The sequence below is a fragment of the Achromobacter sp. ESBL13 genome (genome assembly GCF_036668755.1).
Classification (GTDB): domain Bacteria; phylum Pseudomonadota; class Gammaproteobacteria; order Burkholderiales; family Burkholderiaceae_B; genus Achromobacter.
In genome coordinates, this window is record NZ_JAZEVT010000002.1 from 532400 (window position 1) to 558521 (window position 26122).

At 61.4% G+C, this 26122-nt stretch carries 27 protein-coding genes; 6 read left to right on the plus strand and 21 right to left on the minus strand.

Going from position 1 to position 26122, the window contains the following annotated elements:
- Positions 1-126 precede the first annotated feature (126 nt).
- The 16 genes from V6F88_RS11260 to V6F88_RS11335 form a co-directional block, all read right to left on the minus strand.
- On the minus strand, positions 127-1080 hold the full coding sequence (locus tag V6F88_RS11260) for a glycosyltransferase (protein ID WP_332609549.1): 954 nt from the start codon (positions 1078-1080) through the stop codon (positions 127-129).
- An 11-nt stretch (positions 1081-1091) separates the two neighbouring features.
- Positions 1092-2192, minus strand: a complete 1101-nt coding sequence (locus V6F88_RS11265) for a DegT/DnrJ/EryC1/StrS family aminotransferase (protein WP_332609550.1) — start codon at positions 2190-2192, stop codon at positions 1092-1094.
- Entirely contained in the window at positions 2189-2629 is a 441-nt protein-coding gene (locus tag V6F88_RS11270; RefSeq protein ID WP_104142560.1) for a sugar 3,4-ketoisomerase, read from the minus strand. The genes V6F88_RS11265 and V6F88_RS11270 overlap by 4 nt, the downstream gene beginning before the upstream one ends.
- 50 nt (positions 2630-2679) lie before the next feature.
- Positions 2680-4512, minus strand: coding sequence for a glycosyltransferase family 61 protein (locus V6F88_RS11275; protein WP_332609552.1), 1833 nt, complete (start codon positions 4510-4512; stop codon positions 2680-2682).
- A 47-nt stretch (positions 4513-4559) separates the two neighbouring features.
- The gene (locus V6F88_RS11280; RefSeq protein ID WP_332609553.1) at positions 4560-5303 is read right to left on the minus strand and encodes an ABC transporter ATP-binding protein; all 744 of its coding nucleotides are present in this window, start codon (positions 5301-5303) and stop codon (positions 4560-4562) included.
- Between the two features lie 26 nt (positions 5304-5329).
- On the minus strand, positions 5330-6121 hold the full coding sequence (locus V6F88_RS11285) for an ABC transporter permease (protein ID WP_104142563.1): 792 nt from the start codon (positions 6119-6121) through the stop codon (positions 5330-5332).
- 85 nt (positions 6122-6206) lie between these two features.
- Positions 6207-7277: a rhamnan synthesis F family protein gene (locus tag V6F88_RS11290; protein ID WP_189371414.1), complete on the minus strand. Its 1071-nt coding sequence runs from the start codon at positions 7275-7277 to the stop codon at positions 6207-6209.
- Between the two features lie 2 nt (positions 7278-7279).
- Complete coding sequence (locus V6F88_RS11295) at positions 7280-8242, minus strand: NAD-dependent epimerase/dehydratase family protein (RefSeq protein ID WP_332609555.1); 963 nt, start codon at positions 8240-8242, stop codon at positions 7280-7282.
- Positions 8239-9483: a glycosyltransferase family 4 protein gene (locus V6F88_RS11300; protein WP_223264740.1), complete on the minus strand. Its 1245-nt coding sequence runs from the start codon at positions 9481-9483 to the stop codon at positions 8239-8241. The genes V6F88_RS11295 and V6F88_RS11300 overlap by 4 nt, the downstream gene beginning before the upstream one ends.
- Complete coding sequence (locus tag V6F88_RS11305) at positions 9480-10556, minus strand: glycosyltransferase family 2 protein (RefSeq protein WP_223264741.1); 1077 nt, start codon at positions 10554-10556, stop codon at positions 9480-9482. The genes V6F88_RS11300 and V6F88_RS11305 overlap by 4 nt, the downstream gene beginning before the upstream one ends.
- Positions 10513-11058, minus strand: a complete 546-nt coding sequence (gene rfbC, locus V6F88_RS11310) for a dTDP-4-dehydrorhamnose 3,5-epimerase (protein WP_104142565.1) — start codon at positions 11056-11058, stop codon at positions 10513-10515. Before rfbC ends, V6F88_RS11305 begins: the two co-directional genes overlap by 44 nt.
- Positions 11058-11939, minus strand: coding sequence for a glucose-1-phosphate thymidylyltransferase RfbA (gene rfbA / locus V6F88_RS11315; RefSeq protein WP_332609558.1), 882 nt, complete (start codon positions 11937-11939; stop codon positions 11058-11060). The genes rfbC and rfbA overlap by 1 nt, the downstream gene beginning before the upstream one ends.
- On the minus strand, positions 11936-12832 hold the full coding sequence (gene rfbD / locus V6F88_RS11320; RefSeq protein ID WP_332609559.1) for a dTDP-4-dehydrorhamnose reductase: 897 nt from the start codon (positions 12830-12832) through the stop codon (positions 11936-11938). The genes rfbA and rfbD overlap by 4 nt, the downstream gene beginning before the upstream one ends.
- Before the next feature lie 6 nt (positions 12833-12838).
- Positions 12839-13762 (minus strand): glycosyltransferase family 2 protein, encoded by a 924-nt coding sequence (locus V6F88_RS11325; protein ID WP_332609560.1) that lies wholly within the window; start codon positions 13760-13762, stop codon positions 12839-12841.
- A 191-nt stretch (positions 13763-13953) separates the two neighbouring features.
- On the minus strand, positions 13954-15015 hold the full coding sequence (gene rfbB, locus V6F88_RS11330; protein WP_332609562.1) for a dTDP-glucose 4,6-dehydratase: 1062 nt from the start codon (positions 15013-15015) through the stop codon (positions 13954-13956).
- Between the two features lie 178 nt (positions 15016-15193).
- A complete protein-coding gene (locus V6F88_RS11335) occupies positions 15194-15754 on the minus strand; it encodes a cob(I)yrinic acid a,c-diamide adenosyltransferase (RefSeq protein WP_332609563.1) in 561 nt (186 codons plus the stop codon).
- Between the two features lie 210 nt (positions 15755-15964).
- Between V6F88_RS11335 and V6F88_RS11340 the strand changes: the two genes are divergently transcribed.
- Positions 15965-16270, plus strand: a complete 306-nt coding sequence (locus V6F88_RS11340) for a copper-binding protein (protein ID WP_006216414.1) — start codon at positions 15965-15967, stop codon at positions 16268-16270.
- Positions 16271-16517: 247 nt separating this feature from the next.
- Here the strand turns inward: V6F88_RS11340 and hslU are convergent, their stop codons facing one another.
- The 5 genes from hslU to V6F88_RS11365 all read right to left on the minus strand — a co-directional run bounded on the left by hslU (position 16518) and on the right by V6F88_RS11365 (position 21238).
- Positions 16518-17852: an ATP-dependent protease ATPase subunit HslU gene (hslU, locus tag V6F88_RS11345; protein ID WP_332609565.1), complete on the minus strand. Its 1335-nt coding sequence runs from the start codon at positions 17850-17852 to the stop codon at positions 16518-16520.
- A gap of 79 nt (positions 17853-17931) precedes the next feature.
- A complete protein-coding gene (hslV, locus tag V6F88_RS11350) occupies positions 17932-18471 on the minus strand; it encodes an ATP-dependent protease subunit HslV (RefSeq protein WP_006216412.1) in 540 nt (179 codons plus the stop codon).
- A gap of 132 nt (positions 18472-18603) precedes the next feature.
- Entirely contained in the window at positions 18604-19068 is a 465-nt protein-coding gene (gene dksA, locus V6F88_RS11355; protein ID WP_006216410.1) for an RNA polymerase-binding protein DksA, read from the minus strand.
- 126 nt (positions 19069-19194) lie between these two features.
- Positions 19195-20322: a CobW family GTP-binding protein gene (locus V6F88_RS11360; protein WP_279994267.1), complete on the minus strand. Its 1128-nt coding sequence runs from the start codon at positions 20320-20322 to the stop codon at positions 19195-19197.
- A 412-nt stretch (positions 20323-20734) separates the two neighbouring features.
- Complete coding sequence (locus tag V6F88_RS11365) at positions 20735-21238, minus strand: Fur family transcriptional regulator (RefSeq protein WP_332609567.1); 504 nt, start codon at positions 21236-21238, stop codon at positions 20735-20737.
- 366 nt (positions 21239-21604) lie between these two features.
- Between V6F88_RS11365 and V6F88_RS11370 the strand changes: the two genes are divergently transcribed.
- From V6F88_RS11370 to V6F88_RS11390, 5 genes are read left to right on the plus strand one after another with little or no spacing between them, the layout of a single operon-like run.
- Positions 21605-22327 carry a metal ABC transporter ATP-binding protein gene (locus tag V6F88_RS11370; protein ID WP_332609568.1) on the plus strand — a complete coding sequence of 241 codons (723 nt, stop codon included), beginning with the start codon at positions 21605-21607 and terminating at the stop codon, positions 22325-22327.
- The gene (locus V6F88_RS11375) at positions 22324-23190 is read left to right on the plus strand and encodes a metal ABC transporter permease (RefSeq protein WP_332609569.1); all 867 of its coding nucleotides are present in this window, start codon (positions 22324-22326) and stop codon (positions 23188-23190) included. The genes V6F88_RS11370 and V6F88_RS11375 overlap by 4 nt, the downstream gene beginning before the upstream one ends.
- Positions 23191-23209: 19 nt before the next feature.
- Positions 23210-24232: a metal ABC transporter substrate-binding protein gene (locus V6F88_RS11380; RefSeq protein ID WP_332609571.1), complete on the plus strand. Its 1023-nt coding sequence runs from the start codon at positions 23210-23212 to the stop codon at positions 24230-24232.
- A gap of 50 nt (positions 24233-24282) precedes the next feature.
- Positions 24283-24876 (plus strand): DUF1007 family protein, encoded by a 594-nt coding sequence (locus tag V6F88_RS11385; protein ID WP_332610249.1) that lies wholly within the window; start codon positions 24283-24285, stop codon positions 24874-24876.
- Entirely contained in the window at positions 24867-26120 is a 1254-nt protein-coding gene (locus V6F88_RS11390; protein WP_332609572.1) for a nickel/cobalt transporter, read from the plus strand. Before V6F88_RS11385 ends, V6F88_RS11390 begins: the two co-directional genes overlap by 10 nt.
- The last annotated feature ends 2 nt before the right edge of the window (positions 26121-26122 follow it).

Below are 26122 nucleotides of genomic sequence, written 5' to 3' on the forward strand. Positions count from 1 at the left end.
GAAACGTGTCGTTGACGGGCGTTTTCATAGTGGTGTAAGAAATCGCCGTGAACAGCGTGAGCACGCTGCAGAAAGGTGAAGCGAGGGCCAAGCTAGGATTGGATGGGGTGCGACGACCCAGACGCGTCAATGCTGTTCTTGTCCGGCTGTATAGATAAAGCGGAATAGGTCGACGCCGCCGTGCAGGGATGGGGTTTCAGTGGGATCGTCCAACAAGGAAATTGCGCGATCTATACCTGCCAGGCGGACTTCTTCACGCGGATGGGCCAGCAGTAGCGTGCTTTGCTCGAAGGGCGACAGCGGCTGCTTGGGGTTCACGACGGGCAGCAGCAGGCCGGGAAACTGCGGACGGATGACCTCGGGCTGCGCAAGGCGCAACGCGCGTTTAAGGACGACCGGAATTTCAGCGCGACTGGCGAAATCACGTTGGTTCGTTGAGAGATTGCCGACGTGCCGACGGTACTTCACGACCCGATGGTCGAACAAGCCAATGCGGTAGCCCAGGCCGCTTGCGCGCAGCCAGTAATCATAGTCTTGCAGCTGAATCAGCCCTTCATGGAACGGACCCACTGCCTCTGCGACAGCGCGGTGCATGGTAGCCGATGGGGCGCAGAAATAGTTGTCGTCGAAATACAGGCTAACGAAGACAGGCTTATGCCGGCGTGGCTGGAAAAACACCGGATATCCCGCGTCATCAAGGGTCTTGCCTTCCTGGTCTATCAGCGTCGGTTGGGAAAAAACGATATCCCATTCACCCGACGTAAGTATTTCAACCTGGTGCGCCAGGCGGTCGGGGGTGGAAATATCGTCTCCGCCCATCAGAGCGATGAACTCTCCCTTTGCGACAGCGAGCGCGGCGTTCGACGCTGCGCTGGGCCCTTTGTTGGCCTGACGGATCAGCGTGATGCGGTCGCCGAACTGACCTGCTATCAGATCGGCGGTGCCGTCCGTCGAGCCATCGTCCACGACGATGGTCTGGATGTGCGGATAGCGCTGCGACAACACGCTATCAATGGCCTGCACCGCCAGCTCTCCCTGATTGAACACAGGGATGATCACCGAGACGAGAGGGGCGTTCATGGAATACCCGTTCAGCCCATGAATTTCTTGATGTACTCGATGACTTCATCCACAGCGGCGAAGGGCATTTGCGGCCAGATCGGCAGCGACAGCGTCTGGGCAGCCGCTTGATTGGCCAATGGCAAGCTGTCGGCCGGAATCTTCAAGTCGGCGTAAGCCCCCTGCCGGTGCGGAGCGATTGGGTAGTGGATAAGGCAGGTGACGCCTTGCTGATTCAGATAGGCCGCCAACTCGTCGCGCTTGCTGGTGCGGACTACATACAGGTGATAGACCGAGGTTGCGCCGTCGACCGATTTGGGCGTGTGCAGATCGGCAATCCCTTGCAGGCCGGCGGTGTAGCGGTCTGCAATGGCGCGGCGACGTTCGTTGCCGTGATCCAGCACGGGCAGTTTCAAGCGCAGGATTGCCGCTTGCAATTCATCCAGGCGGGAATTCACGCCTGCGACTTCGTGCACGTACTTCTTCGTCGAGCCGTAATTGCGCAAGCGACGCATCTCGTCTGCCAGCGTATCGTCATTGGTGACAATCGCACCGCCGTCGCCCAACGCGCCGAGGTTCTTGCTGGGGTAGAAACTGAAACCTGCTGCATGCCCGAGTGCGCCCGCGCGGTTGCCCTTGTAATAGGCGCCATGCGCTTGTGCTGCATCTTCCAGGACGAAGAGGTCGAACTCTTTGGCCACGGCATTGATGCCATCCATGTCGGCAGGAGATCCATACAAGTGCACCGGCATGATAGCTTTGGTACGAGGCGTCACGTGGCGGCGCAGCAGCGAGGCATCGATGCCGTACGTGTTGATGTCGATCTCAACCGGCACCGGCGTGGCACCCGTCATGGACACGGCGAGCCAGCTGGCGATGAACGTCTGCGACGGCACCAGCACTTCGTCGCCAGCGCCGATACCGCGCGCGCGCAGCGCCAGCGCCAGTGCATCCAGCCCGTTGCCGACGCCGATGCAGTGCTTCACGCCGCAATAGGCGGCGAACTCGTCTTCGAAGGCCTTGAGTTCGGCGCCCATGATGATGCTGCCGCTTTCCAGCACGCGCTTGAAGGAGTCATGCAGGCCATTGCCCAGCTCTGCGTGGCCGGCATTGATATCGAAAAAAGAGATCATGATGGGTTTTTCTCAGCGACAACTTTCAGGAAGTCCGCATAGTTGCGGATGTAGTCGGATTCTTCGTAATGCATCGAGGCCAGCACCAGGCACACCGCGCCCGAAGAAAAGTTATTCAATTCGCGCCAGACCAGCGATTTCATCAGTACGCCCTGGAAAGGGCGATTGCACGTAATGGTGCGTTTCTCGTAGCCGTTATCCAGCAGCAGGTCGAAACTGCCCGAGATGCCGATGATCAGCTGCTGCAGATTGTAGTGCGCGTGCCCGGCTCGCATTTCGCCGCTTGGCACGTCGTACAGATAATAGACGCGCTGAATATCGAACGGAACGTGTTTGTTCGCCTCGACGAACGTGAGGTTGCCCCGAGGATCCGAAATTTTCGTAAGATCGATGAGCTGGATTGCATCATCAAGCGACTGCGAGGGTTTAGAAATCATATCGTGTCTCTTGTGTCTATAGCATCAGTTTTGTATTGCTACGATTAGGCCTAGATCAGATCGAAAACGTTCTGAACGTTAATCGAATAATCGTCATGCACGCTGTACTTGTCGTTGCGGACAAAAGCACGGGGGCCGACAACGCATGTCACATGGGCTTGTGAAACCCTGCCCAGCAGCTCCCATAAATAGAGCTGGTGACTGGGGTGGTCAGACGCCAGCACAATGACCTGAGTGCCGGGTTCGGCCCATACTACGTTGGTCAATTGTGCGCCTGTCGGGGCGATGATGACTTCGGCGTCACGGAAAATCGTAATCTGCGTCTTGATGTCCAGGCCGTCGGTGCGAATGATCTCGAACCCGCGCGCTGCAAGGGCCCCTTCCAATTCCTGCTGATTCGTCAATTGGCGCAGACCACCACTACGTCCCGCATAGATCTTGCGCTTCCGCGCCGCGCCGCGCGACGGGACGGCCGCTTTGCAACGTGCGACGGCGGTGCGGATTCGGGGCACATCCAGGCACGACAAGCGGCCAGCATCGCCCGCCTCGTAAGAGTCCACGACGGATGTCACATCCGACGGAATATATAACGCCCCAACACGATACATGGTGTCGGATTCGACGGGAAGAATTGGCCGGGCAGACGGGTTGGCCATGGCAAGCAGCATCGACATATTGTCGTGCAGGTCGCGTTCCACAATATAAGGCACATCCGCGGGCAGCCCTGCTTCTTCCGCCAGAATCATTCTGGGCAGTGTCTCGGCCACAAAGTGAAAATAATTGTTGGAGTACTCGTGCATGAGGTCGATTCCGGCGTCCACCCAATTGGCGGGCTTCAGCTGAAAATTCAACATCAGATTACCGGTAGACGTCACGTTGGCGCGGTGATACTTGATTGCCGCGTCCTTTACATTGCGGAACGCCGCGGTCTCGTCGTGGCGGATTTTCTCTCCTGCCACAATGTATCGGGTGCCGCCCAGAGCCAGGGCGTCATGCAGCAATGCGACATAGGGCAGTCCGGGGTAAGACCCGAGCGTGTCAGAGAGGCCTTCGGCACTGCGTGCAGTAGCCAGATAGATTAGTTTGGCGCCGTCAGGTTTGCCGATCAGGTCCTGGACGCTGCCGACAGGCAGTTCCAACGTGGCGCGAATGCTCTCCGCCGACACGATGGGTGCAGCCAACTGCCTGGCGAGCGCCGCGCCTGTTTGAAAGTCAAAGGCGCCACGTACTGCCGCGCGATTCTCGCGCGCGCCTGTCATCAAGTAGTGCGTGAAGGGTGTCCCCGACCATTGCGCCACGTCCGGGTTGCGCATGACGTACCACCGGGGGTCGAACGACGGCCCCGGCTGATAGCCTGCGCGTTCGCCCACCAAGACGAAATGGCTCAATGCATCTCGGGCAAAGCTCTCAACTTCGGGATACCTGGCCTGATACCACGTCGTATCAAAGTAAGGGTTCGGATTGCAGCCTGTGCGGGCGCCAGAGTGCAGGAAGTGCGCGAGCGCACCGCCCTTTGTCAAGCTCGCAAACGGGTACTTGCGTGCATACCACGGCGCATCGAAATACGCGCTGGGGCTGCGGCCTTCTTTTGCACCCGAATCGATATAGTGCAAAAGCGGGTTGAGCCCGGCGCTTGCAACATCGGGGTACTGCCGCAGATACCAACCGGTGTCAAAGAGCGGGTGGGGATTCAGATTCAGTTCTACGCCCTTGGCCAAATAATGCGCGAGCGGATCCTTTACCCAATCAAGACCGGGTGCCTGAGTGCGGTACCAATCGGCATCGAAAAAGTCGGCAATGGCTGGGCCCTTAGCCTTCGCCGTCAGCTTGTTCACAAAGCCGCGGGCAATGCTCTTGAGTTTTCGCGTTAATGGCATGATCATCTAGACGATGCGTGAGCGCCGAGGCGCGTAGGTCCTTGTTGAACGGATCAATAGCCGAAGTAGGCCTGGGTGACTTCCTGCGGCGCTCCGTCCATCTTGATCCGGCCATGCTCAAGCCATAGAACACGATTACAAGTGTGGCAAATCAGGTCCTTGGAATGGCTGGCGATGACCAGGATGCTGGTAGAGGCAACCAGTTCATTCAGGCGTTGCTCGGCCCGGGCCTTGAACCCTTCGTCACCAACAGACAGCCATTCATCCATCAACAGGATTTCCGGGCGGATGACGGTCGATACCGAAAATGCCAGGCGCAAGTGCATGCCGGCGGAATAGGTGCGGATGGGCATGTCGATGAAGTCGCCGAGTTCCGAGAACTCGACGATTTCTTCTACCTTGTCCTTGATGGATGCGCGATCGAGCCCAAGCAACGCGCCACGCAAGAAAATGTTCTCGCGGCCGGTGGATTCAGCATCGATACCGAAACCGATGTCAATCAGCGAACCGATTTCCCCGTCGATCTTCGCCGTACCTCTGGACGGCGCATACACGCCGCTTAGCACGCGCAGCAACGTGCTCTTGCCCGCGCCGTTGTGGCCTAACAGGCCGACGCGATCACCGTGGTTCAGATTGAAACTCAGGTTTTCCAACGCCCTGATGACCACGCGACCCGATTGGTCTGCACTGATCTGGCCTCCGGTCGCGACCTGGAAGAGGCGCTTCTTCAGTGATCGCGCGCTGGCGTTGTAGATAGGAAAGTCGACACATACCTGGTCGAAATGGATAGTTGCCATGGTAGCCAGAATCTGTAAAAAAGAGCTTAAAGCCAGTAGGCGATGCGGCGGCGATAACGGCCATAGAGCATTAGCGTGACCAGCCAGCCGACCACCGCCAGGACCAGGGACGCCAGCCAGTTTTGAGCATCAGGTGCGTGACCCAGCAGAGGATCTCGCACGATTTCCAGCAGGTGATAGAACGGATTCATTGTCAGCATGTAGGTGCCAGCGCGTTGGGGCAGCAGGCTGGGCAGCCACATGATGGGTGTCAGGTAGAAAATCACCTGCATCAGGCTGGAGATAATCTGCGGAATATCACGATAGCGGGCGCAGAGCACACCCAGCAGCAGGGATATCCACGTCAGATTCAAAAGCAACAACAGAAATCCCGGAATGGCGAGGAAGGCGTCCCATGTCAGGGGCTTTCCGACCGCAATCAACACCAGCGGGAATATCACGATGTTGTGTGCCAGGATGATCATGTTGCGCCACAACTGACGAAACACGTGCACGGTGAGGGGGATGGGCAACTGCTTGATCACCGCGTCAGCAGCGATGAAGCTCGTGCAACCCTCAGTGATGACCGTTGAGATGAATCCCCACAAGATAAGGCCGATGGCCAGGAAGGGCAGGAACTCGTCGGTGGGTGACTTGAAGATCTGACCGAAGACGATGCCGATGGTGCCGATCATGACCCCCATGCTGATTGTCAGCCAGAAGGGGCCAAGCGATGAACGCCGATAGCGTTGGCGTACATCCTGCCAACCTAGCGTGCCGACAAGCGAGTAACGCTTCAGTGCCGTGGCGATGTCTGCGAGGGCGTTGACTATAAACATTTTGGGGTTAAAGACTTAGTAGGCGCGTTAGCGGGTCAATAGGGGAACAGCGTGAGCAACGAGTGCGGGCAGCGCGGCAGGATCGTCATGGGCGTTCAGACAGCAAGGGCCGATGCACCCGTTTCAGGCCCGGTGACAGGTCCGCAGGTGTGTTCACGGGAATTAATGTGTCGGGCAATGGATACTGTTCCCGCAGTGCGACCTTCGCCCATTGGTAGCCACTGGCTTCCACGGCGTACAGGAAGGCTCGCTCAACGGCATGAGCCAGGGTGCCATCGATTTGTCCAGCTTCGCCATCGAAGTCCTCGAAGCGGAGGTTCAGATTGCGAAGGGACCGCAGCGCATCGGTCCGGCACCAAAACATCGAACCCGTCGGAAACTCCAGGTAGATTCCCTCGTGGATCTCTACCCCCATCTTGCGCAGAAGAGCACGGCAGGACGCGAAGTTTGCGCCCCAGCCGAGGATCGGGCGTAGATAGAACAGATGCTGCGGGAAGACCATGCCGACACGGTCGTGCTTGAGCAGTTCAAAGATGGATGCCACGATTTGCGGCGAACCTAGCAAGTGCTCGTACAGATAGTGCCGCCAGTCGGCTAACGGCGTGCCGCCGTGCGGGGACTTCTTGGTGTGCAGGCTGAGGGCCAGATCGTAACGATCGTAGACGTCAGCAAACCCGTACAGTTTTGGCGCGATATCGCGGCCGCGATTTTCAAAAACCCGGACCTCGACTGAACCCTTGCAGTAGCCGGCAAAAGCCGCCGTGATTTCCTGGCGCTTTTGTTCTGAGGTGGTTGAAATGTATAGATCCAACTGGCCGGGAACATTCGCCAGGTAGCCGCGCATTTCGCTGCATAGTTCGGGGTAGAACGCGTGGATGATGGCGCAGGCGCGGCGCTCATCGCGCTCAATTGGCTGCGCAAACGGGATTTCGAATGCAAAGTCGTCGTTGTCGTCAGGTCGGTTGCCACGACTCGCTGCCGCCGCTGCCGCTGCGATTGCCGCAGCATCAGGCGCCGACAAGGCTTGCTTGATTCCCCGCAGGCCGCCGCTTTTGAACAGGCGTATCGCTCTGGCTGCGGCCGGCAGGACGCCGCCTTCGGAAGCGGCAAGGCGGCGGGCGCGTTGCAACGCGGATAGGTACTTGCTGAACGCCATGGTCAGTTGGGGGTTCCGTCTTGATATTGGGCGATTGCCCATGCCCAGGTCCGTTGCATGCCTTCGTCAAACGTCGTCTGTGGCGTCCAGCCCAGTTCTTGGCTGGCAAGACTGATGTCCAGGATACTGCGCGGAATATCGACCGAGCGGCTGGGCGAGAATTGGATTTCTGGCGTGGTGCCGGAGACGCGCTTGATGACATCAAGGATGTCGAGCAGGCTGCGGCCCTGTCCGCCGCCGATATTGAACACGCGCGAGGGCCCCTGGTGTTGCGCGGCCGCCAGCATGGCGTCAACGACGTCAGTGACATAGACGTAGTCGCGCACCGAGCTGCCGTCGCCCCAGATATGAATGGGTTCGCGAGATGCGCATTGGTGCATGAAGGCGGCGATGACGCCTTGGCTCTTCAGCGCAGTCTGGTAGGGGCCGAACGGATTGGCGACGCGCAACACGCGATACTGCAGTCCGTGCAGGTATTCGTACAGGCCCAGGTACTTTTCGATCGCCAGCTTGGAAATGCCATAGGCGGTGATCGGGTCGGTCGGCGCCGATTCGGGCGTTGGGACCTGCTTCGGCAAACCGTAAATTGTGCCGCCAGACGAGATGAAGATAACCCGTTTCACGCCAGCTTCACGGCAGGCCTCCAAGAGGCGCAGCGTGGGCGCGACGTTGGATTGCAGATCCGCAAGCTTGTCGATGTTGGCGCTGGCCGGCGTTGTTGCGTTGACCAAGTGAAAGACCGTATCGCATCCTGAAATTGCCGTGGCAACGCTGGTGGGCTCCGTAAAGTCTCCGGGAATCCACTCGACACCGATCAAGGCGGAGGGAAACGATTGCCGCCGGCCAAAGGCGCGTACCGATGCCACCTGAGGTTGCAGCTCCCGGCACAGATTTGTGCCCAGGAATCCGCCCGCACCCAGTACGGCGCAGCGCATCTGCGAGAGTTGTGGCAACGGTTCGGTCAACTGTCGATCCTTGTTGAGGGCTGGGCGGGAGCGGTGCCGGCCAAACCGGACAGAATAGCACCGAGCCGGCGACCCTCTTCAGCCCAGTCGGTCGCGGCACTGGTCTTGAAGCCCCCGGCGCGCTGGCGTTCGGCCAGTTCGGGATTCTGGAGTAGGTCGCAGATCGCGCCGGAAAGCGCGGGTACGGTGGGGCGCTCAAGCCGTGAGTTGTCGTCAGTAAGCAGCCATTCGGTATACGGCGCGCGATTACTGACCACAGGAACGCCGCAGGCCATCAGTTCCAGCGGAAGCAATGATAGATTCGAGAACGACAACACCAGCGCGACATCGCATTGGCAATAGAGCTCGGGCAGGTCAGCGATATCAACGATGCCCGGGTTTTCATAGGCGAACGGAATTTTGAATTCACTGAGGTCGGCGCCTGCCAACACGACGTGCGTGCTGGGAAGTTGCCGTACAACCTCGGCCAACACCAGGATCCCCAGCTCAAACGACCGACGAGGCGTGTTGGGCCGTGCATAAAAAAACACGCGCTTCTGCTCGGGGGCGCTTCGCGGGAGTGGCTTGTACAGCTCGCGGTCGTACGAAAATCCGATTGCGTGCGTGGGCATGCCGTAATCGCGATGCAGAACATCGGCCAGCCACGAGCCGGCGGTGATGCCGGTAAAGCCGAATCGATAGGTTTCCTCGGCGAAGGTGCTGGCGGAGCCCGACGGGAAGAACCAGGGCTCGAAGTCCTGAACGAAGTAGCACTTGTGCCGCGTGGACTGGAAGTTCCTGACGTCGTAGGCGGTGTGCCATGCGGTCGCCAGCGTGATATGCGCAGGGGGAGCCTGATCCGTACCTATGTAGACGCGCGCCGCCAGCGGAAAGAACCAGGACGCGATCTCTCGCTTGACCACGGTGGGATCCTGCCCGGGCGCATCCGTAATAATGATCCGGCATTCAAAGCCGAGCTGTTCCAGGTAGCGCACGAAGCGGAAAATGTTCAGATGGCCGCCTGAGCCCCGACCCACGGCCGGTATGAACCAGTTGACGGTGTTTGGCGCGGCATCCCCGGCCACAAATGGCTTGCCGACGGGCATTTCCAGCACAAACGAAAATTGGCGGACGATGTCCGATGGCCCCAGTGCTTGGCGGCGCATCGCCTTGACGGCGTGGCGGCACATCGGGATCAGGCCATGTTGCGTGCGATAACGGTTGGCGGCCTTCAGCAACCGGGGAATTCTTGCAAGGTTCACGACGGCTTTCCCCCCGAATTGGACATGGGAAGCCCAAGCAGCAGGCGACGGTCGCGAGATAGCCAATGCCGCAACTTCTGAGGCAGCTTGTCTGCGCGAGATCCCAGGTAATGGCCGAGTGCGCGCGCAAGATTATCCAGCGGCGTTTTCAGGACCAGCGACAGATGGGTGCGATGCATGCCGATGCGTCGCGCGTAGCGCAGGTCGTTCATGGTGTGTGCCATCCAGCTCTTGAGCATATGTGTGATGCTCCGCGATAGCACATAGCCGAACAGGCGATACAGCGCATAGGATTCATCAAAACTGCGTTGCAGCTTTTCAATCAGCGCATAGTCGTGAGAATGATAGACAGCACCGTCGGCGCAATAGGCCTTTTTCCACCCGGCTTCGACGATGTGCTTGGCCCAGATCTGGTCTTCGGCGAAGTCGACGTCGGGGTAAGGATGAACTTGCCAGACGGAACGGCGCAGCAGAGCGTTGTTGTCGGAAAAGAAATGCAGCCGTTGCCGATACGATTCATCCTGGTCGTAGCGGGCACGGTCGGTCAGTTCCACCACCGGTTCCGGGGCGAAGTTTGCGAAGTGCGCTTCCAGGTCCCGCTTGGTATAGGGGCTGGCGCTGGGATAGGCAATGTGGCGCCCAAAAACGCCGGCGATCCGGGGATCGGCCTCCGCCGTCTGCACCATCGCCTGGAGCCAGTACTCGTCCACGGGAAGGGCGTCGTGCGTGATGACGACGGCGTACTCGCCCGTGGTGTTCGCCACCGCCAGGTTGCGCGTTTTGCCATGGCCGAATTCGGCGGGCTTGATCTGAATCAGCCGGACGCGCGGGTCCCCGAACGTCTGCACGAATTCAACGCTGCCATCGGTGGAGCCGGAATCCACAACTAGCACGTCGTACGCAAACGACGTGTGCTGCCGGCATACCGCCGCGAGTACCTCACGGAAAACTGGGCCGGGATTCTTCATTGGAATCACGATTGACGCCTTGAGGGCGTCTGCCGTCGCGTTCGCACGAGGTGTGGTCGATTCAGGGATAAACATGCGCGTCGGCAAGGGATTGTCCTTGCCCATCTTTCACCGAAAGCGTGGGCTCGACACCCATCGGCCAGTCAATGTTGAGGTCTGGGTCGTTCCAGGCGATGCAGCGCTCGTGTTCGGGCGCGTAGTAGTCCGTGGTCTTGTAGAGGAACTCGGCGGTGTCGCTCAGCACTAGGAAGCCATGGGCGAAACCCGCAGGCACCCAGAGTTGGTGCTTGTTTTCTTCCGTCAGCATGGCGCCGACCCATTGCCCGAACGTCGGCGAGGACCTGCGAATGTCCACGGCCACGTCAAATACGCTGCCCTGGACCACGCGCACCAGCTTGCCCTGGGCCTGTTGGATTTGATAATGCAGGCCGCGCAGAACGCCTTTCACCGATCGGGAATGGTTGTCCTGTACAAAGTCGACCGCCATTCCGACGGCGGCTTCGAAGGCCTTTTGGTTATAGCTTTCGTAGAAGAAACCGCGCGCGTCACCAAAGACCTTGGGTTCGATCAACAGCACATCAGGAATGGCAAGAGGAGTCGCTTTCATCAATAAACCTTCTCGACCAGAAGGCGCTGCAAATACTTGCCATACCCGTTCTTGGCCAGCGGCGCGGCCAGTGCTTCCAGCTGTTGCGCCGAGATCCACTTGCGGCGATATGCAATCTCTTCCGGACAAGCGACCTTCAAGCCCTGGCGGTTTTCAAGCGTGGCGATGAATTGGCTGGCTTCCAGCAGCGATTCGTGCGTGCCGGTATCGAGCCAGGCGTAGCCGCGGCCCATGATTTCTACCGACAGTTTGCCCTGCTCGAGATAAGCGCGGTTCACGTCCGTGATTTCGAGCTCGCCCCGCGGCGACGGCTCGATGCTCTTCGCAATCTCGACGACTTGGCGGTCATAAAAATACAGCCCGGTAACGGCGTAGTTGGACTTCGGCGCTTTGGGCTTTTCTTCCAGAGACAGTACTTTGCCGTCTTCGTCGAATTCCGCGACGCCATAGCGTTCCGGATCGTGCACGTGGTAGGCGAACACGCTGGCGCCATCGGCGCGGGCATTGGCGTTATCCAGCAACTGGTGGAAATCGTGGCCGTAATAGATGTTGTCGCCCAATACCAGAGCCGACACGTCATTGCCGATGAATTTTTCGCCAATGATGAACGCCTGCGCCAGGCCGTCGGGCGAGGGCTGGACCGCGTATTGCAGGTTCAGGCCCCATTGCGCCCCGTCGCCCAGCAACTGCTGAAAGCGCGGCGTGTCTTGCGGCGTCGAAATAATCAGGATGTCCTGGATGCCGGCCAACATGAGCGTCGTCAGCGGGTAATAGATCATCGGCTTGTCGAAAACCGGCAGCAATTGCTTGCTGATCGCGAGCGTCGCGGGGTGAAGGCGTGTGCCGGAGCCGCCTGCCAGAATGATGCCTTTGCGTTTCATGTGGGAGTTTCCAGTTTCGTCAGTTGATCGATGGCGCGGTTCGCGTGCGAGGTCCAATCAGGCAGTTCCACGCCAAGCGCGTGCTTTAGCGCAGCGGTGCTCAATGTGGAGTTCTTCGGACGCTGCGCGGCGGTGGGGTACTCAGCAGTACTGATCGCGCGGATGTTGTCGGGAGTCAATTTCAGCGCGGCGCCGTTCGCACGCGCGCGGCCGATGATGTGCTTGGCAAAGCCATGCCAGGACGTCGATCCTGCAGCGGTCATATGGTAAACGCCATTGTTGAGCCGTCCTTGTCGTTGGGCAGCGATGGCCAGCAGCGTGACATCGGCGATGAGTTCAGCGCTGGTTGGCGTGCCATGCTGGTCAGCCACAACATTCAAGGTCTCGCGATCGCGCGCCAGACGCAGCATCGTCTTCAGGAAATTGCCGCCGTGGTTGGAAAAAACCCAGCTGGTGCGAAAAATCAGTGCATCGCAGCCGGAAGCGATTATCGCGACCTCACCAGCCAGTTTGGTGGCGCCATAAACATTCTGGGGATGAGGGATATCGCCTTCGGTATACGGGCCGTGTTTTTGGCCATCGAATACATAATCGGTTGAATAATGCACCAATAATGCGCCGGTTTCTCGTGCAAATTCAGCGATTTCGGCTACGGCGTCGGTATTGATGCGGCGGGCGGTATCTTGCTCACTTTCCGCTTTATCCACCGCGGTATAAGCGGCGGCATTGACGATTACTTGAGGGTTGACGCGGCGCAGCGTCGACGCCAGCAGCGCCGGATCCCCCAAGTCGCATTCCTCGCGCCCAAACGCGCACACGGGACCCAGCGGCAGCAACGCGCGTTGCAACTCGTGACCCACTTGCCCATTCTTGCCTAGTAGAACAATCCGCATAGTGGCTTAGATCTTATTGAAGGCGGCCGCTACCAGCAGGCCAAAGTTGCCCAGCGCGGTCTGACGATATACGCCAGATTTCACCACGCCGATGACCCGACCGACCGGGCCTTTTTTTCTTGCCGCTACAAACCGATTGAACGTCTCGCGGTTCTGCTCTGTCAACTGCGCTTGAAGGGGGGTCAGCATCCGGATGTTACGGTCGTTCCAGTCCCGCAAGTGACCGGCAATCAGCATGCGGATCCGTTCTATCCGGGCAGCAAAACTTGCGTTGGCTCCTATCAGGTTGCCGCCATGCTGGCGATACAGCAGTGAGGGGCGGGGATCATAATGCACCCTTCCTCCACAGGCACTGATTAGCAGGTACACCCACCAGTCATGCGCCACCGCTTCAGGCTGTGGGCCAGCGACCAACAACAATTGGCGGGCCGCGTCGTTGAATACCATGGTGTTGCCGCCACCCACGTTCTGTGTCAGGGCGTTGGCGAACGACGGAGGCCGCGTGAAAAGCGGTGACTTGCCGATCGGCGCGCCGGATCCGTCGATGAGCGCGGTGCGAGTACAGTACAGCGCCGGCACGCCCGCAGGGATCGAGGCGTGCCAATGCGCCGCCCGTTCCAGCTTTTCCGCATGCCATACGTCATCCTGATCGGAATAGGCATAGAGATCGGCGTGGACTGCCGGATTGCATGTCAGCGATAGAAAGTTGGCGACAAAGCCCTTGCGAGGCCCGCTGAATACTTGCAACTGGTCCGGCTGCCATTGGCTTTGATAGCGGGCCAGAATGGCGTGCGTGTCATCTTTAGAACCATCGTCCGATGCGCAAACGATCCAATCGGTGTGAGTTTGCGCTTCGAAAGATTCCAACTGCTCAGGCAAATATTGCTGGCCGTCGTAAGTGCACAAGAGAATGGCGACTTTTTGGCTCACTGGGCCACCTGTACTGATACGGATCTATTGGCAAGCCTGGTAAAGGCAAGGGAGGCGTGATGGTTTCGGAGCCCATTCCTATTGGAGTGTTAGACGTTCCGAATGTCCTCCGAAAATGGAGAACGGGTTGCAGCTGATTAATTAGCGGATAAACCGCATTGTTGTTATCGGCAGCAACCGGTTCAATCTCATCACGACGAATATTGAGTGCTGACCCAATTACGGTACGCGCCGCTGGTCACGTTGGCGACCCAGTCAGCATTGTCCAAATACCACTGAACTGTTTTACGAATACCCGTTTCGAACGTTTCGGCAGGGCGCCATCCCAATTCACGTTCCAGCTTTCCGGCGTCGATGGCGTAGCGGCGGTCGTGGCCAGGACGGTCTTTCACGAACGTCACCTGGTCTTTATATGACTTGCCGTCGGCGCGTGGGCTGAGCTCGTCGAGCAGTGTGCACAGTGTGCCCACGACGTCCAAGTTAGCTTTTTCGTTCCAACCGCCCACGTTGTAGGTCTCGCCTACGACGCCGGCCTCCAATACGCGCCGAATGGCGCTGCAGTGGTCCTTCACGTAGAGCCAGTCACGAATCTGTTGGCCATCGCCGTAAATTGGCAACGGCTTGCCGGCCAGCGCATTGTGGATAACTAGCGGAATCAGTTTCTCTGGGAAATGATAGGGGCCGTAATTGTTCGAACAGTTGGTGGTTAGTACTGGAATTCCGTACGTGTGATGGTAGGCGCGGACCAAGTGATCGCTGGCGGCCTTGCTGGCGGAATACGGGCTGTTGGGCTCGTATTGGTTGGTCTCGCGAAACGCGGGGTCCTCTTTTTCAAGGGAACCGTAGACTTCGTCGGTCGAGACGTGCAAGAAGCGGAAGTCACGCTTTTCCTGCTCGGGCAGCTCCGACCAGTATGCGCGCACCGCTTCCAGCAAATGAAAGGTGCCAACAATATTGGTTTGAATGAACTCACCTGGGCCATGAATCGACCGGTCGACATGGGACTCTGCGGCGAAATTCAGGATGGCGCGAGGTTTGTGCTTGGCAAGCAAGCTGGCCACCAATGCGGCATCGCCGATATCCCCGTGCACCAATTGATGGTGCGGGTTGCCGGCGAGCGACGCCAGATTTTCGGGGTTGCCCGCATAGGTCAGCTTGTCGAGCGTGATGATCGGTTCGTTGCTGGAATCGAACCAGTCCAGGACAAAATTCGAACCGATGAAGCCGGCTCCGCCAGTGACAATAATACTCATTCTTTATTGGATCCTTGAGCTTTGAGGACGGTGCACAAACCCGCTCGATAACCTGCCATTATGCCGCAACTCTTTATACCCAACCTAGAAGATGCAACAAATTGTGGTATGAAATAGTCGAGTTACAACAGCGTTAAGCGCCAGTGATCGTCGTACCCCTTGCAATTCATCTCACGAGTTACGTGGCCTTACGCGCGTTCGGGCTAGCCCAGAACACATCGCCGGTGCCCGCAGCACTATTTATACATCTCGCCAACACAAACATCAGATCCGACAGCCGGTTCAAATATTGCCGCACCGGCGGGTTCACCGTTTCAACTCCCGCTAACGCCACCACGGCCCGTTCGGCTCTTCGGCAAACCGTCCGCGCAACATGCGCCTGCGCTGCGGCCCGGGTCCCACCGGGCAGGATGAACTCACGCAAGGGCGTCAGCGACCCGTTGTAATGCGCCAGGCGCGCGTCCAGGCGGGCGACCTGTTCGTCGCTGACAGCCGTGTGCCCCGGGATGCAGAGTTCCGCGCCCATGTCGAACAGGTCGTGCTGGATCGCCATCAGATCAATCGAGATCTCGGGCGGCAGCGGTTCCGCCAGCAGCACGCCGATGACGCTGTTCAGCTCATCCACATCACCCAACGCGGCGATGCGCGGCGCGTCCTTGGGAGTGCGTGATCCATCCCCCAGCCCGGTGGTGCCGTCGTCTCCCGTGCGGGTGGCAATGACAGATAAGCGGTTGGCCATGGGAAACGTCCTGAATTGGATAAATGTGGGGGGTTGCGTCCAGCGGTAAGCGGGCGCCCAGGAGAGAGGGGGCCGGTTCGCAATCAACCGTCAGGATTGTTGCGTTCTGCCGCAGGAACTGTTTCTTAACGGCGGTATCCTAGCACTGTGGAAAGTTGGTCGGGCGCTGTGCCGCCGCAGCAGCTTTCGCTGTCAATGGAGGATGCCTGTATGGCTTTTGACCGCAAATATGCAATGCCCATGGCCGTCGCGACCGCGATGGCCGTTGTATCGCTGGCGACGCCGCTGGCGTTCGCTCAGCAGGCCGACGCCAGCGGCGAAGTGCGGCGGGTGGACCCGGCCGCGGGCAAGGTGACGATCAAGCACGACGAAATCAAGGCGTTGGACTTGCCGGCAATGACGCTGGTGTATGACGCCGACCCGGCGCTGCTGGCCAAGATCAAGGCGGGCGACAAGGTGCGCTTCACGGCGACCCGCAAGGATGGCAAATACGTCGTGACGGCGATCACGAACTGAAGTTTGCCTGCTGCTGGGCACTGAGCCAGCTCGGGTATCGACGATCTCGGTTCGAAGCCCAAGCCCGGAACCCGAACTCCGAACTCAGGACGCCGAACTCAGGCCGCCGAACTCCGGACTTCGCGGCCCGCAGCTCGCAATCCACAGATCCCAAAGAAAAAGCCGCTTCCGCGATCAGGCGGCAAGCGGCTTTTTTGCCGGCAAGGCTAGGGGCGCGAACGTGTCGCCAGCCCCAAAGCCCCCCGATTTACAGCACGTAGCGAGCCAGATCCTGGCTGCTGGCGGCTTCGGCCAGTTGCGAGTTGACGTAGGCGGCGTCGATCTTCACGTGCTTGTCCTGGCTGGACGTCGCGTCGAACGACAACTCGTCCAGCAGCTTCTCCATGACCGTGTACAGACGGCGGGCGCCGATGTTCTCGGTGGTTTCGTTGACGTCGAAAGCCAACTCAGCCAAGCGGCGTACGCCTTCATCCGTGAATTCCAGCTGCACGTCTTCCGTCGCCATCAAGGCGGTGTACTGCTTGGTCAGCGACGCGTCCGTGTCGGACAGGATGCGCACGAAGTCTTCGGCGGTCAGCGATTCCAGTTCCACGCGGATCGGGAAACGGCCTTGCAGCTCGGGGATCAGATCCGACGGGCGTGCCAGGTGGAAGGCGCCGGACGCGATGAACAGGATGTGGTCGGTGCGGACCATGCCGTAGCGCGTGTTGACGGTGGTGCCTTCAACCAGCGGCAGCAGGTCGCGCTGCACGCCTTGGCGCGACACGTCGGCGCCGCCGGATTCCTGGCGCGCGGCGATCTTGTCGATTTCGTCCAGGAAGACGATGCCGTTCTGCTCGACGTTATTGATGGCCACGGTGCGCAGGTCTTCTTCGTTGACGCGCTTGGCGGCTTCTTCGTCGATGATCAGCTTGAAGGCTTCGCGCACCTTCATTTTCTTGGGCTTCTTTTTGTCGCGAGCCATGCCGGCGAACATGCCGCGCAGTTGCTCGGCCATTTCTTCCATGCCGGGGGGCGTCATGACGTCCATCTGCGGCGCGGCCTGGGACACCTCGATCTCGATTTCCAGATCGTCGATCTTGCCTTCGCGCAGGCGCTTTCTGAAGGTCTGGCGGGCGCTGTTGTCTTCACCGCGCTCCGGTTCGCCGGAGGCGCCGCGGGCGGGCGGCACCAGGGCGTCCAGGATGCGGTCTTCGGCGGCGTCTTCGGCCTGGGTGCGCACGCGGCGCATTTCCAGTTCGCGCGTTTGCTTGATCGAGTATTCGGTCAGGTCGCGGATGATGGTGTCGACGTCGCGGCCGACATAGCCCACTTCCGTGAACTTGGTGGCTTCGATCTTGATGAAGGGCGCGTTGGCCAACTTAGCCAGGCGGCGCGCGATTTCGGTCTTGCCCACGCCGGTGGGGCCGATCATCAGGATGTTCTTGGGGTGAATTTCGTGGCGCAGGGGTTCAGCCACCTGCTGGCGGCGCCAGCGGTTGCGCAGGGCGACGGCCACTGCGCGCTTGGCGCGGTTCTGGCCGACGATGTATTTGTCGAGTTCGGAGACGATCTCTCCGGGCGTCATGTTGGATGCGGACATGAGGGCGAATCCTTGAAGCTTGAGGCGGGCTGGGGAAGCGGCGGCGGCGCGGGGGAGCCCCATGCGCCACGTGGCGGCGTCAGTCGCCCAGCGTTTCGATGACGTGGTTCTGGTTGGTGTAGATGCAGAGGTCGCCGGCGATTTCCAGCGATTGCTTGACGACGGCCTCGGGCGACAGCTCGGTGTTGCGCAGCAGGGCTAACGCGGCCGATTGCGCGTAGGCGCCGCCGGATCCGATGGCCGCTAGGCCATGTTCGGGTTCAAGCACGTCGCCGTTACCGGTCAGCACCAGCGTGTGCTCGGTGTCGGCCACGATCAGCATGGCTTCAAGACGGCGCAGGACGCGGTCCGTGCGCCAGTCGCGGGTCAGCTCGACGGCGGCGCGCATCAGGTTGCCCTGGTGCTTTTCCAGCTTGGCCTCGAAGCGTTCCTGAAGCGTGAACGCGTCGGCGGTAGCGCCGGCAAAGCCAGCGAGGATTTTGTCGTGATACAGGCGGCGGATCTTGCGGGCCGTGCCCTTGACGACGATGTTGCCCAGGGTGACCTGGCCATCGCCGCCCAGTGCGACGCGGTTGCCGCGGCGCACGCACACGATGGTGGTGGCGTGAAATTGTTCCATGCGTTCCTTCCTTTGAAAGGACTAGCTGGGGGCGGTTCCAAGGAAATCAAGCGGGGGGCGCGACGGCCAATAAAAAAGGCCATGCTGGAAACCAGCATAGCCTTTCAGGGCATGGCGTGAAAACGGGACGGATCAGTCGCCGTACAGCTTTTGGCGCATCTCGCGGCGTTCCTGGGCTTCCAGCGACAGGGTGGCCGTGGGGCGGGCCAACAGGCGGGGTACGCCGATCGGTTCGCCGGTTTCTTCACACCAGCCGTATTCGCCGCTGTCGATGCGGGCGATGGACTGTTGCACCTTTTTCAGCAGCTTGCGCTCGCGATCGCGGGTGCGCAGCTCAAGTGCGTGTTCTTCCTCGATGGTGGCGCGGTCGGCGGGGTCGGGCACGAACTGCGTTTCGCGCAGGTGCTCAGTGGTCTCGCCGGCGTTGGCCAGGATGTCCTGTTCGAGTTGTTTGAGCCGTTCCTTGAAGAAAGCCAGCTGGCGTTCGTTCATATAGTCGGACTCGGGCATGGCCAGCAATTCCTTCTCGCTGGGCAGATCAATCGCCGTATCGCTCGTCGACTTGCTTGATTTTTTAGTTGCTGCCTTGGTAGCCATGAAAACACTCCACTATGAATCGATCCTGGCGCGGGCATCCTTTCCCGGTTGGTGCTGCTTGCTGACTACGTTACTCGTACCTCACAGTACTGCCTTCGTCGCATCGCGTCACGTCGGGAAGGGGGATTACCCCGCCAGGCACTGCTCCAAGCCCCGGGTGAAAATCTCCTGGGGCAGCTTACGTCCAATGAATACCATCTTGGTGGACGGTTTTTCGGCCGCGGTCCACGGCTTGCCGGGTTCGGCGCCCATCATCATGTGCACACCCTGGAACAACATGCGGCGGTTGATGCCCTTCATGTACAGGATGCCCTTGTAGCGCATCAGGTCGGGGCCATAGACCTGCACCACGCCACCCAGGAATTCCTCAAGGCGCGCGGGATCGAACGGCTTGTTGGAACGGAAAACAAACGCGCCGATTTCGTCGTCGTGCTTGGGGTGGTGATGGTGGGCGTGATCGCAATGCGCCCCGCAATCGCCGTCGTGATCGTGGTCATGGTCGTGACCATGGCCATGATCGTGCCCGTGGTCATGCCCATGGTCGTGGGCGTGGCTGTGGGCGGCGTCGGGGTGCTCATCGGCCAGGAATTCCGGGTCGATGTCCAGAATGGAATTCAGGTTGAAGCCGCTGATGTCGATGATCGACTTCAGGTCGACTTCGCCAAAATTGACCGGCGTGATCGGCGCGCGCGGGTTCATGTGAACCAGGCGGTGGCGCAGCGCTTCGTAGTCGACTTCGTTGACCAGGTCGCGCTTGGAGATCAGGATGCGGTCGGCGAAACCGACTTGCTTCTGGGCTTCGGGTTGCTCGTCCAGCGTGGACATGCCGTGCTTGGCATCAACCACGGTCACCACCGCGTCCAGGCGGTAGTACTCGGCGATGTCGTCGTCCATGAAGAACGTCTGGCAGACGGGGCCGGGGTTGGCCATGCCGGTGGTTTCCAGGATGACGCGTTCAAATGTCAGTTCGCCGGCTTCGCGCTTGACGCGCAGCTCGGACAGGGTGCGCATCAGGTCGCCACGCACCGTGCAGCAGACGCAGCCGTTGGACAGTTCGATGATTTCTTCATCGCTGTCTTGCACGAGCAGGTCGTTGTCGATGCTTTCCGGTCCGAATTCGTTTTCGATGACCGCCACGCGGCGGCCGTGAAATTCGGTCAGGATGCGTTTGAGCAGGGTGGTCTTGCCCGCACCGAGAAAGCCGGTGAGGATGGTGACGGGAACCATTTTGTCCAAACTGCGCGGGGTGTTCATGGCGAAGCTGCTAGCGTGAAGTCAAGGCTGAAGTCTAGGCATTCAACACAGGCCCTGACAGGGTGTTTTGCCCCGTGCAGGATGATGTTTGCCACAGGCTGCGTGGGCCGCCAACAGCGGCCGGACGCAGGATTACAGCACAGTCGGGGGCAGGGGGCAAACCCCGGGTCAACCCAGGGGCCGAAGCCCGCCGGATCGCGTCTGTAGCCCGGAAAGTATCCGGCGATATCACTATTTTGGGGCGGTTTTCCGGATTTCAAGAGCCGTTGCGACTTGGTCGCGACCCGCCCTTATCCGGTGGCTGGCAAATTGGCGTTGCGGCAAGCGGGGGGGCCGGCAACGTCGACACGGACACGGGCCGGCAGACGTGGGCAACGCGGCATGGCAGCGCGGGCGCCGCGCCGCAGCCGGTTCAATGGTGGTGGTGATGATGGCCGGCGTCAGCGGGTTGCTTTTGCTGGCATTGGGGACAGAGCGCCCGGATCTCGGTTTCTTGTGTGGCCAGGGCGTAGCCCGTTTGGGCGACGCGTTCGGCCAGTTGGCGGCTCATGGCGGGGTCGGACACTTCGGCCACCGCGCCGCAACCGGTGCACACCACCAGCAGGTCGTGGGGCGCGCCGCCGGCGTCGTGGCAAGCACTCCAGGCGTTGACTGCGTCCAGCCGGTGAATCAGCCCTTCGTCCATCAGGAAGTCCAGCGCGCGGTACACGGTGGGGGGCGCGGCGCCCGGGTGCACGTCGCGCATGGCGTCCAGCAGCTCGTACGCCTTCAGGCTGCGCCCATGGCGCAGCAGCAGTTCCAGCACCTTGCGGCGGATGGGCGTCAGGCGGCGTCCGCGCTGCTCGCACAGCGTCTCGGCGACGCTGAGCTGGGCGCCTACGGTGTCGCTGCGGGGGGGGCCGGGCGGAGCGGGCATGGCGGGCTTTATCTGAATGAAAGACGCGCGCGACGCGCGTGAGATGCCTGGAAGGTAGCAGAAAAGTCGTATATGCGGGCAGTGCCACCGGAATCAAGCAGGTTTAGTTATGATATAACATTGTAAAAATGGCTGGCGCCGCATTTTGCGGCGTCTTGCTTTGATTTCGGCTTGTCCTTTGTGGTGTTTGCGCTTTCCCATGTCTCACTTCACGCTTCTGCCCGCACGGTCCGGCACCGCGCCGCGGCACGGCAAGCCTCCCCGCTCTGCATTTCTCGTATCCGCCTGGCGCCGCATGGCGGCCTCGTTGGTGGCCGCAACCCTGCTGTGGGCTTTGACGGGCTGGGCGTTGGATTGGTGGCCGAGATGAGCGCGGCGCCGGTCACGATCGAACTGTCCGAGGCGTCCTTCGGCTGGCACGGGCATCCCGCGCTGAAGGCCGTGTCGGGCCGCTTCGCCGCCGGTGGGATGACGGCGGTGGTCGGACCCAACGGTGCCGGCAAGTCGACGCTGATCAAGGGAATCATGGGGGTGCTGCGTCCCATGACGGGCAGCGTGCGCATCAGCGGGGCCGGGCGGTCCGAACTGGCCTGGCTGCCGCAGGCGGCCGAACTGGACCGGGCGTTTCCCGTGACGGTGTTGGACCTGGTGGCGATGGGCGCCTGGCGCCGGGTCGGCGCCTGGCGTCGCTTTCCTGGCGACGAGCTTGACCGCTGCATGCACGCGCTGGAAACCGTCGGCCTGGCGGATGCCGCAGGGCGCGGCGTGGACACCTTGTCGGGCGGCCAGATGCAGCGCACCTTGTTTGCGCGGATGCTGGTGCAGGACGCGCCCGTGCTGCTGCTGGACGAACCCTTCGCCGCCGTCGACAGCCATACCGCCGACGACCTGATGGCCCTGCTGTGCGGGCTGCACGGCCAAGGCCGCACCGTTATCGCCGTGCTGCATGACCTGGACCTGGTGCGCGGCCACTTCCCGGAATCCCTGCTGCTGTCGGGCTCTGTTGTCTCGTGGGGCGACACCGCGACCGCGCTAAGCGACGCAAATCTGAAAATGGCGCGCCAATGGCACGCGAGGGCCTACGAATGAGCCTGGCGCAATGGGTGTTTTCGCCTTTCATGGATTATGGATTCATGCGGCGCGCGCTGGCGGGGGCGTGCGCCTTGTCGCTGGGGGCCGCGCCTTTGGGAGTGTTCCTGGTGCTGCTGCGCATGAGCCTGATGGGCGACGCGATGTCGCACGCGATCCTGCCGGGGGTGGCGGCGGGTTTTCTGCTGTCCGGCCTGTCGCTGGGCGCCATGATGCTGGGCGGCATCGTCACCGGGCTGGCCGTTGCCTTGCTGGCGGGCCTGGTGGCGCGCCTGACTCCGCTGCGTGAAGACGCCAGCTTTGCCGCCTTCTATCTGATATCGCTGGGCCTGGGCGTACTGCTGGTGTCCCTGCGCGGCTCGAACATGGACTTGCTGCACGTGCTGTTCGGCACGGTGCTGGGGCTGGACGATGCCTCGTTGCTGCTGGTGACCATCACGGCCAGCGTGACCTTGCTGGTGCTGGCCGCCATCTACCGCCTGCTGGTGGCCGAATGCCTGGACCCCGGTTTCCTGCGGGCCAGTGGGGGCGGGGGCGGCTGGGTGCATATGGGGTTCCTGGTGCTGGTGGTGGTGAATCTGGTGGCGGGTTTCCAGGTGCTGGGCACCTTGATGGTCGTCGGCATCATGATGCTGCCCGCCGCCGCCGCGCGGTTCTGGGTTCGCTCGGCCGCCCGGCAGATTCCGCTGGCGGCCGGCTTCGGTGTGCTGGCGTCCATCAGCGGCTTGCTCGTGTCCTACCACTTCAACGTACCCGCCTCGCCGTCGATCATCCTGGCGGCGGGCGCCTGTTATCTGCTTTCCATCGTTGGCGGCCCGCAAGGCGGGCTGCTGCGGGCGCCGCGCCGTACGCGCCAAGCCTGAGTTCACAAGGAAATTCGCCATGCGTTCCATTCTGCCGTTGCGCCGCCGCGCCCTGTTGACCGTGGCGGGCCTGTGCCTGTCGGCTGTCCTTGGCGCAGCGCACGCCGCGGAACCGCTCAAGGCCGTGGCAAGCTTTTCCATCCTGGGCGACATCGTGCGCGAAGTCGGGGGCAACGATGTCAGCCTGACCACATTGGTGGGACCCGATGGTGATGCGCACGAATATGAGCCCACGCCCGGCGACGCAAAGAAGCTGTCCGCCGCGCAGGTGCTGTTCGTGAACGGGCTGGATTTCGAAACCTGGCTTCCCAAGCTGACGAAGGCGTCGGGCTTTGCAGGCAAGACGGTCGTGGCCTCACAGGGCGTCACGCCGCGCAAGTTCGCGCAGGCGGGCGGGGGCCACAAGCCCGGCGACCACGACCACGACCACGAGCACGAGCACGACCACGACCACGATCACGATCACGATCACGACGATGGCCACAACCACGGCGATGGCCATCATCATCACGGCGACGCCGATCCGCATGCATGGCAAAGCCTGGCCAACGGCGTGATCTATGCGCGCAACGTGGCCGACGGCCTGGCCGCCGCCGACCCCGCCCATGCCGACGCCTATCGTCAGCGCGCCGCCGCCTATATCGCCCGCCTGGGAGCGCTGGACGCCGCGGCCAAAAAGACATTCGCCGCCATTGCCGCCGACCGTCGCAAGGTGGTGACGTCGCACGACGCGTTCGGGTATTTTGGCGACGCCTACGGCGTGTCGTTCATCCCCGCGATGGGGGTGTCCACGGACGCCGAACCGTCGGCCGGCGAAGTGGCCCGCATCATCGAACAGGTCAAGCGCGACAAGGTGCCCGCGGTGTTCGTCGAGAACATCTCCAGCCCCAAACTTGTGCAGCAGATTGCGCGGGAAACGGGCGCCAAGGTGGGTGGTACGCTTTATTCCGACGCCCTGTCCAAGCCCGGACAGCCCGGCGCGACCTATATGGAAATGTTTGAATGGAACGTACGTCAGCTTGCCGCGGCCTTGCAGCCCTGACCGCCGCGACGGCCATGCTGGTGGCCGGCTCCGCCGGCGCGCACCCGCATATGTGGATTGACGCGCGGGCGGTCGTCGACCTCGACGCGCAGCAGCGCGTCACCGCCGTGCGCCAGGTATGGCTGTTTGACGAAATGTTCGGCGCTTACGCCACGCAGGGCATGGCCAAGGGAAAGGGCGGCGCCTTGCCCGCCGCCACCTTGAAGGGCATGGCCGACGACTGGATGAAGTCCTTGGGCGAACCGATCTCGCACTACTTCACCCGCGTTACGGTGGGTGGGCAGACCGCCACGTTCGCGGCTCCGCGCGACGCGCGTGTCGACTGGAACCCCAAGACGACGCGCCTGACGCTGTCGTTCACCTTGCCGCTGGCGACCCCGCTGCCCGTCGGCGCCGAGGGCGCGCAAGTGGACATTTACGACCCTACCTATTTCGTCGCTTACGCGTTCGACGAGAAAGGCGCGGTGTCGCTGGCCGGCCCGAAGGCGTCCGCCTGCACATCCGACTATCGCAAGCCCAAGGAACTGGATTGGAAGACCATGCAGCAATTGGCCGCGATCCCGGCCGATCCGGAGGCGCTGCCGGACGAACTTTTCGCCATCACCAAAGGGCTGACGCACCGCATCGAGGTGCAATGCCCGTAGCGCTGTTCCGAGCCCGGGTTGCGCTGGGATTTGCGTTATTGCTGCTGCTGGGCGGCATGGGCGCGGCGGCGGCGCAGGGCGCGCATCCTTTCGGCGTGCCGGAAAGTGGGGCGGGCATGGGCGGCCCCGGCTGGCTAGCCAGTTTCTTCGGTCAGGTGTCTGTCTGGCAAAGCCATTTCTATCGCCAACTGACGGGCGCGGTGCGCGCCTGGCAGGCCGATGGCGGCGCGGCCTGGACGTTGATCGGCCTGTCGTTTGCCTACGGCGTGTTCCATGCGCTGGGCCCCGGCCATGGCAAAGCCGTGATTTCTTCTTACGTGCTGGCCAATCGGCAGACGGCGCGCAATGGCGCGCTGCTGGCGCTGGCGTCCGCATTGATCCAGGCGTTGGTGGCGATTGTGTTGGTCGCGGTGTTGGCGCTGGTGTTCAACGCCACCGCCGCCACGATGAACCAGGCGACGCGTTGGCTTGAGCTGGCGTCGTATGCGCTGGTGACGTTGTTGGGCGCGTGGCTGGTCTGGATCAAGGCGATTCGGCCGCTGCTGCCAGGCAGGCGCCAAGGGGCGGTGGCAGGAACGGTTCCGGCCACCGCGTCCACGCACGCTGTGCCGATGGCGGGTGCCGCATCGACGACGGGTGCATTGCCGCCGAGGGGCGCCCCGCCGGAGGGCGCCCCGCCGGAGGGCGCCCCGCCAAAGGGCGCGCCGCCAAAGGGCGCCTCGCCAAAGGGCGCCTCGCCAAAGGGCGCCCCGCCAAAGGGCGCTGCGGCGTTGAATGCGATCCCGGTGTATGCGTCCGCCGCGTCAGTGACGGTGGGGTTGTCGCATCACCACCTACATCACCATCACCATCATCATGACGACTGCGGTTGCGGACATGCGCATGTGCCGGCGCCCGAGCAGGTGGCGGGCAGCTTGAGCTGGCGTCGTGCCGCGTCGGCGATTCTTGCCGTGGGCTTGCGACCGTGCAGTGGTGCGTTGATCGTGCTGGTGTTCGCGTTGTCGCAAGGCTTTTTCATGGCCGGCGTGGCGTCGGCGCTGGCCATGGGCGCAGGCACGGGGTTGACCGTGGCGGCGCTGGCCTGCCTGGCGGTGGCCGCCGGCGGGGTGGCCACGCGCGTTGGCCAGCGCTTGTCCAGCAAGGGCGCGGCGCGGTTGCGCTACAGCGTAGAGGCACTGGCCGCGACGGCGGTGTTGTTATTGGGTGTCATGCTGCTGGGCGGCATGTTGGCGGGCGGCGGGTAAGC